This window comes from Enterobacter sp. UPMP2061, from assembly GCF_053709615.1.
The window spans coordinates 90,749-105,201 of record NZ_JBSKJP010000007.1; the positions used below are offsets into that span (position 1 = coordinate 90,749).

Below are 14,453 nucleotides of genomic sequence, written 5' to 3' on the forward strand. Positions count from 1 at the left end.
GTAGGCCCGGTAAGCGTAGCGCCACCGGGCAATGGGTCAGGTGCGGAGCGGTCTGGAGCCCTCACCCCCAGCCCCTCTCCCACGGGAGAGGGTAGCATTTATACTGCGGTCTGGAAGATCACCCCGTCAGCCTTCTCGGTGTACTGAGAGAGCTGGTCGAAGTTCAGATAACGATAAGTATCCACCGCCGTCTTATCTACCTGAGCCACAAAGGTCTGGTACTCTTCCGGCGTTGGCAGTTTGCCAATCAGCGCCGCAACCGCCGCCAGCTCCGCAGAGGCCAGGTAAACGTTCGCCCCGGTTCCTAAACGGTTAGGGAAGTTACGGGTTGAGGTGGAAACCACCGTCGCACCGTCGGCCACGCGCGCCTGGTTGCCCATACACAGGGAACAGCCAGGGATTTCAATACGCGCCCCGCTCTTACCAAACACGCTGTAGTAGCCCTCTTCGGTCAGCTGCGCCGCATCCATACGGGTTGGCGGCGCCACCCACAGACGGGTCGGCAGCTGGCCTTTGTGGGTATCCAGCAGCTTACCGGCAGCACGGAAGTGGCCGATGTTGGTCATACAGGAGCCGATGAACACTTCGTCGATCTTATCGCCCTGCACGTCAGAGAGCAGACGCGCATCGTCCGGATCGTTAGGCGCACACAGGATTGGCTCTTTGATATCCGCCAGATCGATCTCAATCACCGCCGCGTACTCTGCGTCAGCGTCGGCTTCCAGCAGCTGCGGATCCGCCAGCCATTTTTCCATGCCCTGAATACGACGCTCCAGCGTACGACGGTCGCCGTAGCCTTCCGCTATCATCCACTTCAGCAGCACGATGTTGGAGGTCAGATACTCAATAATCGGCTCTTTGTTCAGCTTGATGGTACAGCCCGCCGCAGAACGCTCGGCAGAGGCATCGGTCAGCTCGAACGCCTGCTCCACTTTCAGATCCGGCAGACCTTCAATTTCCAGAATGCGGCCAGAGAAGATGTTTTTCTTGCCTTTCTTCTCTACGGTCAGCAGACCCTGTTTAATGGCATACAGCGGGATCGCGTGCACCAGATCGCGCAGGGTAATGCCCGGCTGCATTTTACCTTTGAAGCGCACCAGCACCGACTCAGGCATGTCCAGCGGCATCACGCCGGTCGCCGCAGCAAACGCCACCAGACCGGAGCCCGCCGGGAAGGAGATACCGATTGGGAAACGGGTGTGGGAGTCACCGCCGGTACCGACGGTATCCGGCAGAAGCATGCGGTTCAGCCAGGAGTGAATCACGCCGTCACCCGGACGCAGGGAGACACCGCCACGGTTCATAATGAAGTCTGGCAGCGTGTGGTGCGTGGTTACGTCAACCGGCTTCGGATACGCCGCGGTGTGGCAGAAGGATTGCATCACCAGATCGGAAGAGAAGCCCAGGCACGCCAGGTCTTTCAGTTCATCACGGGTCATTGGGCCAGTGGTGTCCTGAGACCCCACGGAGGTCATTTTCGGTTCGCAGTACGCGCCAGGACGGATACCAGTGACGCCGCAGGCGCGACCCACCATTTTCTGCGCCAGAGAGTAACCGCGGTTGCTCTCGGCCACGTCTTTCGCCTGACGGAATACGTCACTGTGCGGCAGACCCAGCGCTTCACGCGCTTTGGTGGTCAGGCCACGGCCGATGATCAGCGGAATACGGCCACCGGCACGCACTTCGTCGATCAGCACGTCGGTTTTCAGCTCAAAACTGGCCAGCAGTTCGTTGGTTTCGTGGTTGCGCACTTCGCCTTTATACGGGTAAACGTCAATCACGTCGCCCATGTTCAGGTTGCTCACATCCACTTCAATTGGCAGCGCGCCCGCATCTTCCATGGTGTTGAAGAAGATTGGCGCAATTTTGCCGCCGAGGCACAGGCCGCCGCCGCGCTTGTTCGGCACGTGCGGAATGTCGTCGCCCATGAACCACAGCACGGAGTTGGTGGCGGATTTACGGGAAGAACCGGTACCGACCACGTCACCGACGTAAGCCAGCGGGAAACCTTTTTGTTGCAGGGCTTCGATCTGTTTGATCGGGCCAACCACGCCTGGCTGATCCGGCTCAATGCCTTCACGGGCGTTTTTCAGCATCGCCAGGGCGTGCAGTGGGATATCCGGGCGAGACCATGCATCCGGCGCCGGAGAAAGGTCATCGGTGTTGGTTTCACCGGTCACTTTAAAGACGGTAACGGTAATTTTTTCAGCAAGCTGAGGGCGGTTCAGGAACCATTCGGCATCGGCCCAGGACTGCATCACCTGCTTCGCGTAAACGTTGCCTGCTTTGGCTTTTTCTTCCACATCGTAGAAGTTATCGAACATCAGCAGCGTTGAAGAGAGCGCTTTGGCAGCAATTGGCGCCAGCTTGTCGTTATCCAGCGCGTCAATCAGCGGATGAATGTTATAGCCGCCCTGCATGGTGCCGAGCAGTTCAATCGCTTTTTCAGGAGTAACCAGTGGGGAGGTGGCTTCGCCTTTGGCAACGGCGGCAAGGAATCCGGCTTTTACGTAGGCAGCTTCATCTACGCCAGGCGGTACACGGTTGATCAGCAGATCTAACAGGAATTCTTCTTCGCCCTCAGGCGGGTTCTTCAGCAGCTCGACGAGCGCGGCCATTTGGGTTGCATCTAACGGTTTGGGTACAATTCCCTCGGCGGCACGTTCTGCTACGTGCTTACGGTATTCTTCTAGCACGACGGTTCTCCTCGCTCTCATTGTCATATGCGGCGGGCGTTCTCTTCACGCTCCTGTGAGACAGCAGTTTGTAGGGTAAATGCCCGATACCGCGTCGGGCAGCATAGCAGGATTTCTGCACAGTGTTAATCTGTTTACAAAAAAGCAACATTAAAAAATTTGCTGAATCGTTAAGCATGGTATAGCACCCCGTCACCGGGCCCGAAAGCAGTTCCGTAAGTTTGTCGCCACCCCAGCAGCTAGCTGCTGGCCGCTCGCAAGAGCGGCCTTCTGAATGTCCGTCGCCTGCTCAGCCGTCCGATATAATTGTGTAATAAATACTCACACTCTTTATCCGGATGCTTCGGAGGTTTTCCCAACAAAAGTCAAAACTGTAAAACACGGGTGAATGATACTCGCGGCAACAGCAACGCCTCACGGCACTGCACTCGTCTCGTTGGAGTCAATCTATGAAGTTGCCTTTTAAACCACATCTTCTTGTTCTGCTTTGCAGTGCGGGGCTGTTTGCCGCCTCAGGCGTCATGTTCGTTAAAAGCCGCGCTACGGAACCTGCTCCCCCACCTGCGCCGGTAGCTCCGCAGCTCCCCGACCCGGCAGCACAGCCTGCCCCGGTGGCGACTCCGGCCTATACCGCCGCGCAGATCGATCAGTGGACAGCGCCCATTGCGCTCTATCCCGACGCGCTGCTGTCGCAAATTCTGATGGCCTCAACCTATCCGGCGAGCGTGATTCAGGCCGCCCAGTGGTCAAAGGACAACCCTAAAATGCAGGGCGATACCGCTATTCAGGCGGTCAGCGGGCAGCCATGGGATGCCAGCGTGAAATCGCTGGTCGCCTTTCCGCAGTTAATGTCGTTGATGGGAGAAAACCCGTCGTGGGTACAGAGCCTCGGCGACGCCTTTCTGGCCCAGCCAAAGGATGTGATGGATTCCGTGCAGCGTCTGCGCCTGCTGGCGCAGCAGACAGGCACGTTGCAATCCACCCCGCAGCAGACCGTCACCACCGTGAAAAAATCTGCGCCAGCCTCCGCCAGTACAGCCGCGACGTCAACGCCGGCTAGTCCGACGGTGATTAAAATTGAGCCAGCCGATCCACAGGTGGTTTATGTCCCTACCTACAACCCTTCCACCGTTTACGGCACGTGGCCAAACGCCAGCTATCCGCCTGTGTATCTGCCCCCGTCTCCCGGCCAGCAGTTTACCAATAGTTTTGTCAGAGGCTTTGGCTATAGCCTCGGCGTAGCCACTACCTATGCGCTGTTCAGTAACATAGACTGGGACGATGACGACGAACATCATCACGATCATGATGACGATCACCACGGCGGTTATTCGCATAACGGCGATAACATTAATATTAATGTTAATAACTTCAATAAGATCACCGGCGAGCACCGTACCGATAATCATCAGGTCTGGCAGCATAATCCGGCCTACCGCAACGGCGTGCCCTACGCCAATAGCCAGCTTGCCAGCCGCTATCATCAGACTTCAGTGCCGGGAGGGCTGAGCGCTACCCGGCAGCAGACGGTCAACCGCGATAGCCAGCGGCAGGCTGCGATGGCGCAGATACAGCAGTCGACGGGCAAAACCCTCACACAGCTACAGCATGGCGACGCGCATTTCCCGCAACATTCAGCGTCCGCGCAGCAGCTGAAGCAGCTCTCTCAGCGCAGCAACTATCGCGGCTACGACAGCGCGCGGCCCCACGCACAACGGATGAATAATACTCTTGCGCAAACCAGACGCCCGACGCAGGTTCAGCATCAGCCGCTGCGGGCAAACGCCCTGAGCGGCAACGACAGCCGCTCGGCCAACTGGCAGGCCCAGCACCAGCGCGGGCTGCAAAGCCGCCAGCAGCTGTCCGAACATCATACCGAACACCGTGAATTCCATCGTCGTTAAGGAAGCCGCTATGAACATGAAACCGATCGGTGGAATGCTGTTGTTGATGGTATCCACCTTCGCCTGCGCCCAGCAATCTTTCTCCACGCCTGAGCAGGCGGCCAATGCCCTGACGAAGGCCATCAGCGAGCAGAATGAGCGCGCGATGGCCGACCTGCTGGGGGATAACTGGCGCGACTATCTGCCACCTGAAGGGGTTGATCCGGAGGCGGTAGCTCGATTCCTGCGTGACTGGAAGATTAACCATCGTACCGAAATCAGCGGCGATATTGCCCATCTGTCAGTTGGCGATAACGGCTGGCAACTCCCCATACCGGTAGTGAAGAAAAAAGAGGGCTGGCAATTTGATATGCAGAAAGCGGCGGATGAGATCCTGACCCGCGAAATCGGCCGCAACGAACTCGCGGCTATCGAAGCGCTGCACGCCTACGTCGACGCACAGCAGAGCTACTACGCCATGAACCACCGCTATGCGCAGAAGATTGTCAGCACGCCAGGGCTAAAAGACGGCCTGTACTGGCCCATCTCGCCGGGCGAAGCGCCAAGCCCGCTGGGTCCCGCCTTCAGCCCGCCGGAGCCGGGTATGGGCTATCACGGCTATCGGTTCCGCATTCTGCCGGATAAAAATGGCTTTGCGATGGTTGCCTGGCCCGTGAGCTATGGTCAGACGGGGGTAATGAGCTTTGTCGTTAACCAGGATGACAAGGTGCATCAGGCAAATCTCGGCAACGATTCGGCACAAAAAGCGCAGGCGCTCGCTGCATACCACCCGGATAAAACCTGGCAGCCTGTCACCCCCTGAACGCGGCGCATAAAAAAAGCGGCCTGAGGCCGCTTTTTTCATCTGAAGAAATTTATTTCTTCTTCGCTTTCGCGTTTGGCAGGTCCGTAATGCTACCTTCAAACACTTCTGCCGCCAGGCCAACGGACTCGTGCAGAGTCGGGTGAGCGTGGATGGTCAGCGCGATGTCTTCCGCGTCACAGCCCATTTCGATAGCCAGACCGATTTCACCCAGCAGCTCGCCGCCGTTGGTACCGACAATCGCACCACCGATCACGCGGTGAGTCTCTTTGTCGAAGATCAGTTTGGTCATACCGTCTGCGCAGTCGGACGCGATAGCACGGCCAGAAGCAGCCCACGGGAAGGTGGCGGTTTCATAGCTGATGCCTTTCTCTTTCGCTTCTTTCTCAGTCAGACCGACCCATGCAACTTCTGGCTCGGTGTACGCGATAGATGGGATCACTTTCGGATCGAAGTAGTGCTTCATGCCGGCGATAACTTCAGCGGCAACGTGACCTTCGTGAACACCTTTGTGCGCCAGCATTGGCTGACCGACGATATCGCCGATAGCAAAGATGTGCGGCACGTTGGTGCGAAGCTGTTTATCAACGCGGATGAAGCCACGGTCGTCCACTTCCACGCCAGCTTTGCCCGCGTCGAGGTTTTTACCGTTCGGCACACGACCGATAGCCACCAGCACGGCGTCGTAACGCTGTGGTTCGGATGGGGCTTTTTTGCCTTCCATGGAAACGTAAATACCGTCTTCTTTCGCTTCAACGGCAGTCACTTTGGTTTCCAGCATCAGGTTGAATTTCTTGCTGATGCGTTTGGTGAAGACTTTAACGATGTCTTTGTCGGCAGCCGGGATAACCTGGTCGAACATTTCAACCACGTCGATCTCTGAACCCAGCGCATGGTACACGGTACCCATTTCCAGACCGATGATACCGCCGCCCATAACCAGCAGGCGCTTAGGAACGGTTTTCAGCTCCAGCGCATCGGTGGAATCCCACACGCGTGGATCTTCATGTGGAATGAATGGCAGTTCGATTGGGCGAGAGCCTGCCGCGATGATCGCGTTGTCGAAGTTAATCACGGTTTTACCGTTTTCGCCTTCCACTTCCAGGGTGTTCGCACCGGTGAATTTACCCAGACCGTTTACCACTTTCACTTTACGGCCTTTGGCCATACCCGCCAGACCGCCGGTCAGCTGAGTGATAACTTTCTCTTTCCAGGTACGAATTTTGTCGATGTCGGTTTTCGGCTCGCCGAAGACGATACCGTGTTCAGCCAGCGCTTTGGCTTCTTCGATAACTTTCGCTACGTGCAGCAGCGCTTTAGAAGGGATACAGCCGACGTTCAGACAAACACCGCCGAGGGTGCTGTAACGTTCTACGATGACGGTTTCCAGACCTAAATCCGCGGCGCGAAATGCTGCGGAGTAACCTGCCGGGCCTGCCCCAAGTACTACGACCTGAGTTTTGATTTCTGTGCTCATCATGACCTCTTAATGTATACCCGTCGTCCACCGGGTCGTTCTATCCGCCCGTATTTTACAAAATTGTTAACAATTTTGAAACAACAAACGGCTCACGAATTATCGCTTTCACCAATAACCTCAAAAACCCCATGAGATTATCAGAAAAAAGCCGGCCGACTGGCCGGCTTTTCGATTACATCACCAGGCGGCGAATGTCGCTCAGCATGTTGTTGATGATGGTGATGAAACGCGCACCATCAGCCCCGTCGATCACGCGGTGGTCGAAGGACAGAGAGATTGGCATCATCAGACGCGGCACGAACTCTTTGCCATTCCATACCGGCTCCATCGCGGACTTGGACACACCGAGGATAGCCACTTCCGGCGCGTTCACAATCGGCGCGAAGTGGGTGGTACCCAGGCCGCCGATGCTGGAGATAGTGAAGCAGCCGCCCTGCATTTCGCCGGCAGTCAGCTTACCATCACGCGCTTTTTTGGAGATGGTGGTCAGTTCACGGGACAGCTCAGTGACGCTCTTCTTGTTCACGTCTTTGAAGACCGGAACAACCAGACCATTTGGCGTATCAACCGCAACACCGATGTTGATGTACTTCTTCAGCGTCAGCTTCTGGCCGTCTTCGGACAGGGAGCTGTTGAAGCGAGGCATCTGCTCAAGGGCAGCGGCAACCGCTTTCATGATGAAGACCACTGGAGTGAACTTCACGTCCAGCTTACGCTTCTCAGCTTCGGCGTTCTGCTGTTTACGGAACGCTTCCAGATCGGTGATATCGGTCTTATCGAAGTGGGTAACGTGCGGGATCATTACCCAGTTACGGCTCAGGTTAGCACCCGAGATTTTCTGGATACGGCCCAGTTCCACTTCTTCGATTTCACCGAACTTGCTGAAGTCCACTTTCGGCCATGGCAGCATGCCCGGGATACCGCCACCGGCAGCAGCAGGTGCAGCTTCGGCGCGTTTCACCGCATCTTTCACGTAAGCCTGAACGTCTTCGCGCAGGATACGGCCTTTACGACCAGTGCCCTTCACTTTCGCCAGGTTCACACCGAATTCGCGCGCCAGGCGACGAATCAGCGGAGTCGCGTGGACGTAAGCGTCGTTTTCAGCGAACTCAGATTTTTCTGCTTTAGCAGCAGGGGCAGCAGCCGGTTTAGCAGCCTGAGCCGGTGCAGCAGCCGGTGCCGGAGCAGCCGCGGCAGCTGGAGCGGCGGCAGGTGCTGCGCCTTCCACTTCGAAGACCATGATCAGAGAGCCGGTAGATACTTTGTCGCCGGTGTTGATTTTGATCTCTTTAACGGTACCGGCGAACGGCGCAGGCACTTCCATAGAAGCTTTGTCGCCTTCAACGGTGATCAGTGACTGTTCAGCGGCAACTTTGTCGCCCACTTTTACCATCACTTCGGTCACTTCAACTTCGTCACCGCCGATGTCCGGTACGTTAACGTCTTTCACGCCGCCAGCAGCCGCTGGTGCAGCAGCCGGAGCCGGAGCAGCTTCCGCTTTCGCTGGAGCCGCAGCGCCTTCAGCGCCCGCCACTTCGAAAATCATGATCAGGGAACCCGTAGACACTTTGTCGCCGGTGTTGATCTTGATCTCTTTAACGGTACCCGCGAACGGTGCCGGCACTTCCATAGAGGCTTTGTCGCCTTCTACGGTGATCAGTGACTGCTCGGCCGCAACGGTATCGCCCACTTTCACCAGGATTTCAGTGACTTCAACTTCGTCACCGCCGATGTCAGGCACGTTCACTTCTTTCGCTGCCGCGGCCGCTGCTGGAGCAGCAGCAGGAGCGGCTTCTTTCTTCTCTTCCTGCGCAGGTGCAGCAGCTGCTGCACCGTCGGCGGAATCGAAAATCATGATCAGTTTACCGGTCTCGGTTTTATCGCCAACAGAGACTTTGATCTCTTTAACGATGCCAGCCTGAGGAGACGGGACTTCCATAGAAGCTTTGTCGCCTTCTACGGTGATCAGCGACTGTTCAGCTTCAACTTTGTCGCCCACTTTGACCAGGATCTCGGTGATTTCAACTTCATCAGCCCCGATGTCCGGTACATTGATTTCGATAGCCATTATTCTTTTACCTCTTACGCCAGACGCGGGTTAACTTTATCTGCATCGATGTTGAATTTGGTGATTGCGTCTGCAACCACTTTCTTATCGATTTCGCCACGTTTAGCCAGTTCGCCCAGTGCTGCTACTACCACGTAGGAAGCATCAACTTCGAAGTGGTGACGCAGGTTTTCGCGGCTGTCAGAACGACCGAAGCCGTCAGTACCCAGTACGCGATAATCATCAGCTGGAACGTAAGTACGAACCTGCTCAGCGAACAGTTTCATATAGTCAGTAGACGCCACCGCTGGCGCGTCGTTCATCACCTGAGCGATGTACGGAACGCGTGGGGTTTCCATTGGGTGCAGCATGTTCCAGCGCTCACAATCCTGGCCATCACGCGCCAGTTCAGTGAAGGAGGTAACAGAGTACACATCGGAACCCACACCGTAGTCTTTCGCCAGGATCTGCGCTGCTTCACGAACGTGACGCAGGATAGAACCGGAGCCCAGCAGCTGAACTTTACCTTTGCTACCTTCGATGGTTTCGAGTTTGTAGATACCTTTACGGATACCTTCCTCGGCACCTGCTGGCATTGCCGGCATGTGGTAGTTTTCGTTCAGGGTGGTGATGTAGTAGTAAATATTCTCTTGCGCTTCACCGTACATGCGCTGCAAGCCGTCATGCATGATGACTGCCACTTCGTACGCGTAAGACGGGTCGTAAGAGATACAGTTAGGGATAGTCAGAGACTGAATGTGGCTGTGACCATCTTCGTGCTGTAGACCTTCACCGTTCAGGGTCGTACGACCAGAAGTACCCCCGATCAGGAAGCCGCGAGCCTGCTGGTCGCCTGCCTGCCAGCACAGGTCACCGATACGCTGGAACCCGAACATGGAGTAGTAGATGTAGAACGGGATCATCGGCAGGTTGTTGGTGCTGTAAGAAGTCGCAGCAGCCAGCCAGGATGCGCCTGCACCCAGTTCGTTGATACCTTCCTGAAGGATCTGACCTTTCTCGTCTTCTTTGTAGTATGCAACCTGCTCACGGTCCTGCGGGGTGTACTGCTGACCGTTCGGGCTGTAGATACCGATCTGACGGAACAGACCTTCCATACCGAAAGTACGCGCTTCGTCGGCGATGATTGGAACCAGACGATCTTTGATCGACTTGTTCTTCAGCATCACGTTCAGGGCACGAACGAAAGCGATAGTGGTAGAGATCTCTTTGTTCTGCTCTTCCAGCAGCTGAGAGAAATCTTCCAGCGCTGGCAGTTCCAGCTTCTCGGTGAAGTTAGGCTGACGAGCAGGCAGGTAGCCTTTCAGCGCCTGACGACGTTCGTGCAGGTACTTGTGCTCTTCAGAACCTTCCGGGAAGGTGATGTAAGACAGTTTTTCTACCTGCTCATCGGTCACTGGAACGTTGAAACGGTCGCGGATATAACGCACGCCGTCCATGTTCATTTTCTTAACCTGGTGAGCGATGTTTTTACCTTCTGCGGTATCACCCATGCCGTAACCTTTAATGGTGTGGGCCAGGATCACAGTCGCTTTACCTTTGGTTTCACGCGCTTTTTTCAGTGCAGCGTAAACTTTCTTCGGATCGTGACCACCGCGGTTCAGCGCCCAGATCTGCTCGTCAGTCCAGTCTGCAACCAGGGCTGCGGTTTCAGGATATTTGCCGAAGAAGTGCTCACGAACGTAGGCACCGTCTTTGGATTTGAAGGTCTGGTAGTCGCCGTCAACGGTTTCGTTCATCAGCTGGATCAGTTTACCGCTGGTGTCTTTACGCAGCAGCTCATCCCAACGACCGCCCCACATCACTTTGATCACGTTCCAGCCAGCACCTGCGAAGATGCCTTCCAGTTCGTTGATGATCTTGCCGTTACCGGTTACCGGACCATCCAGACGTTGCAGGTTACAGTTGATGATGAAGCACAGGTTGTCCAGCTTCTCACGGGTCGCGATGGTGATCGCGCCTTTAGATTCTGGCTCATCCATTTCACCGTCGCCCAGGAAGGCGTAAACGGTCTGCTCAGAGGTGTCTTTCAGACCACGGTGTTCCAGGTACTTCAGGAATTTAGCCTGATAGATCGCACCGATTGGACCCAGACCCATAGATACGGTCGGGAACTGCCAGAACTCAGGCATCAGTTTAGGGTGCGGGTAAGAAGACAGACCCTTACCGTGAACTTCCTGACGGAAGTTGTTCATCTGCTCTTCAGTCAGACGACCTTCCAGGAAGGCACGTGCATAGATGCCCGGAGAGATGTGGCCCTGGAAGTACACCAGATCGCCGCCATCTTTCTCGTTAGCTGCACGGAAGAAGTGGTTGAAGCACACTTCGTAAATGGTCGCAGAAGACTGGAAGGACGCCATGTGGCCACCCAGTTCCAGGTCCTTCTTGGATGCGCGCAGAACGGTCATGATGGCGTTCCAGCGGATAGCAGAACGGATACGGCGTTCCAGATCCAGATTGCCCGGGTATTCCGGTTCGTCTTCGACGGCAATCGTGTTTACGTAGTTGCTAGCCCCTGCACCTGAAGCCACTTTCACGCCGCCTTTGCGTGCTTCTGAAAGCAGCTGATCAATCAGATACTGAGCGCGCTCAACACCTTCTTCACGGATGACCGATTCGATCGCCTGTAGCCAGTCGCGAGTTTCGATCGGATCCACGTCATTTTGGAGACGTTCTGACATGGGGGTATTCCTTATCTATCTAATACGTTGATTTGTCTGGAACCTGTCCCATTGTATTTTCGCCAGAAAACACAATAAGACAGGTTCTGCGTTTAGTTGCCGCGCTCTAAAAGTACCTGGCGCTTAATCCTTTCGTTGCTGTATGCGGCGTAATGAACGTTCGCGACGCGATTGTTCACGGCTGCGGTCCAGCAAGATTTCCTCAATGAAAGCCAGATGGCGGTGCGACGCTTCGCGCGCCTGCTCCGGTTCCCCGGCCATTATCGCCTCGAATACTCGGGTGCGATGGTTGCTTACCAGCGGGAGCATCTCCCGACGGGCATACAACAATTCAAAATTCTGACGAACGTTCTGGGCCAGCATCGGCTCCATGCAGCGTAGCAGATGGAGGAGCACCACGTTGTGCGCCGCTTCGGTGACGGCAATTTGATACTGGACGACGGCATTGGACTCGGCGTCTAAATCGCCGGACTGCTGTGCCCGTTCAATGGCCTGATGCAGCTCGCGAATACGTACGCGGTCTTCATCAGTGCTGCGAAGGGCGGCGTAATAAGCCGCGATACCTTCCAGCGCGTGACGGGTCTCAAGCAGATCAAACTGGGATTCTGGGTGGTCAGAGAGAAGTTCTACCAGCGGGTCGCTGAAGCTCTGCCACAGGCTGTTTTGCACAAAGGTTCCGCCACCCTGGCGACGGAGCAACAGGCCCTTTGCTTCGAGACGTTGAATCGCCTCACGCAGAGAGGGGCGTGAAACGTCGAACTGTTTTGCCAGCTCGCGTTCTGGCGGGAGCTTCTCGCCCGGGCGCAGTGTCCCTTCGAGAATTAAAAACTCCAGCTGCTGCTCAATCACATCGGAAAGTTTTGGTTGGCGAATTTTGCTGTAGGCCATATTCCCTGTCTTACGCCTTTTTGCCCGGAGTCAATTGGTCTTACCAATTTCATGTTCGTATCGCTAAAGTAACAAAGTATTCACCTTCTGTCCATATTGGTTTTGATTGAAATCAGTAAACCCGGCACATTTTAACAACCTTACAGAACTAACGTTTCAGGAATGTAACTTTGCACAAATGAAATGGTTACTACCAAAGAGGCAGTTTTAACCATAATGAAACGAGGGTTTTTGCAATCTGAAGCGATTCAACAAGGCAAAAAATGAAAATTCGCCCTCTTCTGACGCATTTCTATTCTATAGGTTGGGGTATGAGGGGTTAACGTACCGATTTACAATTGGTTTCTTTTTATTCAAGTCGTCTTCATCCCTTCATAAAGCAGGTGCATTCGCTGGCACTTACCACTATTCTTGCGCTAACGGAAGCCATCTCCGCTTTTTTCGGTATCGTTAACCGTAAAGAAATAAATACAGAATATGGACTTTCATAATTACACACGCACAGCGTGAACATAACAACCACACACGAGGTTTCAAATGGAAGCTCAACAGCATGGCGATCAGCTAAAGCGCGGCCTTAAAAACCGCCATATTCAGCTCATCGCCCTGGGCGGTGCTATTGGTACTGGCCTGTTTCTGGGCAGTGCATCGGTTATCCAGTCGGCCGGTCCGGGCATTATTCTGGGGTACGCGATTGCGGGTTTTATTGCATTTCTGATTATGCGCCAGTTAGGTGAAATGGTTGTTGAGGAGCCGGTCGCAGGCTCATTCAGCCACTTCGCCTATAAATACTGGGGCAGCTTCGCAGGTTTCGCCTCGGGGTGGAACTACTGGGTTCTGTACGTTCTGGTTGCCATGGCCGAGCTGACCGCCGTTGGGAAATACATTCAGTTCTGGTACCCGGAGATCCCCACCTGGGCGTCTGCGGCGGCCTTCTTCGTCATTATCAATGCCATTAACCTGACCAACGTAAAAGTGTTTGGTGAGATGGAGTTCTGGTTTGCCATCATCAAAGTGATTGCCGTTGTAGCGATGATCATCTTCGGCGGCTGGCTGCTGTTCAGCGGCAACGGCGGTCCACAGGCCACCGTGCGCAACCTTTGGGAGCAAGGCGGGTTCCTGCCGCACGGCATGACCGGTCTGGTGATGATGATGGCAATTATCATGTTCTCCTTCGGCGGTCTGGAGCTGGTGGGCATCACCGCCGCGGAAGCCGACAACCCGGAGCAGAGCATCCCGAAAGCCACTAACCAGGTTATCTACCGTATTCTGATCTTCTATGTGGGCTCCCTGGCGGTCCTGCTCTCCCTGCTGCCATGGACGCGCGTGACGGCGGATACCAGCCCGTTTGTGCTCATCTTCCACGAGCTGGGCGACACCTTCGTGGCGAACGCGCTCAACGTCGTGGTGCTGACCGCCGCGCTCTCCGTTTATAACAGCTGCGTTTACTGCAACAGCCGTATGCTGTTCGGCCTGGCGCAACAGGGCAACGCACCGAAAGCGCTGCTTACCGTTGATAAGCGTGGCGTACCGGTTAATACCATCATCGTGTCGGCGGTCGTGACGGCGCTGTGCGTTCTGATTAACTACCTGGCACCGGAATCTGCTTTCGGTCTGCTGATGGCGCTGGTGGTTTCCGCGCTGGTGATTAACTGGGCGATGATTAGCCTCGCGCACATCAAGTTCCGCCGCGCCAAGCACCAGCAGGGCGTAACCACGCGCTTCCCTGCCCTGCTCTATCCGCTGGGGAACTGGGTTTGCCTGCTGTTCATGGCAGCTGTGCTGGTCATCATGCTCATCACCCCAGGCATGGCGATTTCCGTCTACCTGATCCCGGTCTGGATTGCGATCCTCGGCGTGGGTTATATGGTGAAACAGAAAAATGCCAAAACGGTGAAAGCGCACTAAGTGTTTTCTCGCTGTACTCGCGGTTGCGG

At 55.4% G+C, this 14,453-nt stretch carries 8 protein-coding genes; 3 read left to right on the forward strand and 5 right to left on the reverse strand.

What is annotated here, in order from left to right:
* Positions 1-98: 98 nt before the first annotated feature.
* Positions 99-2,696, reverse strand: a complete 2,598-nt coding sequence (gene acnB, locus ACWKXX_RS14930; RefSeq protein ID WP_017383766.1) for a bifunctional aconitate hydratase 2/2-methylisocitrate dehydratase — start codon at positions 2,694-2,696, stop codon at positions 99-101.
* A 449-nt stretch (positions 2,697-3,145) separates the two neighbouring features.
* On the opposite strand from acnB, the gene ACWKXX_RS14935 reads away from it, so the two are divergent.
* Entirely contained in the window at positions 3,146-4,600 is a 1,455-nt protein-coding gene (locus tag ACWKXX_RS14935; protein WP_047733152.1) for a DUF3300 domain-containing protein, read from the forward strand.
* 10 nt (positions 4,601-4,610) lie between these two features.
* Positions 4,611-5,402, forward strand: a complete 792-nt coding sequence (locus ACWKXX_RS14940) for a DUF2950 family protein (RefSeq protein WP_023295924.1) — start codon at positions 4,611-4,613, stop codon at positions 5,400-5,402.
* A 52-nt stretch (positions 5,403-5,454) separates the two neighbouring features.
* Here the strand turns inward: ACWKXX_RS14940 and lpdA are convergent, their stop codons facing one another.
* From lpdA to pdhR, 4 genes are all read right to left on the reverse strand, one after another.
* Complete coding sequence (lpdA, locus tag ACWKXX_RS14945; protein WP_003856313.1) at positions 5,455-6,879, reverse strand: dihydrolipoyl dehydrogenase; 1,425 nt, start codon at positions 6,877-6,879, stop codon at positions 5,455-5,457.
* A 175-nt stretch (positions 6,880-7,054) separates the two neighbouring features.
* On the reverse strand, positions 7,055-8,950 hold the full coding sequence (aceF, locus tag ACWKXX_RS14950) for a pyruvate dehydrogenase complex dihydrolipoyllysine-residue acetyltransferase (RefSeq protein WP_017694504.1): 1,896 nt from the start codon (positions 8,948-8,950) through the stop codon (positions 7,055-7,057).
* A 14-nt stretch (positions 8,951-8,964) separates the two neighbouring features.
* Positions 8,965-11,628, reverse strand: coding sequence for a pyruvate dehydrogenase (acetyl-transferring), homodimeric type (gene aceE / locus ACWKXX_RS14955; RefSeq protein WP_003856315.1), 2,664 nt, complete (start codon positions 11,626-11,628; stop codon positions 8,965-8,967).
* A gap of 123 nt (positions 11,629-11,751) precedes the next feature.
* Positions 11,752-12,516, reverse strand: a complete 765-nt coding sequence (gene pdhR / locus ACWKXX_RS14960; protein ID WP_015572686.1) for a pyruvate dehydrogenase complex transcriptional repressor PdhR — start codon at positions 12,514-12,516, stop codon at positions 11,752-11,754.
* Between the two features lie 537 nt (positions 12,517-13,053).
* Here pdhR and aroP point away from each other — a divergent pair.
* Positions 13,054-14,424: an aromatic amino acid transporter AroP gene (gene aroP, locus ACWKXX_RS14965; RefSeq protein WP_015572685.1), complete on the forward strand. Its 1,371-nt coding sequence runs from the start codon at positions 13,054-13,056 to the stop codon at positions 14,422-14,424.
* The last annotated feature ends 29 nt before the right edge of the window (positions 14,425-14,453 follow it).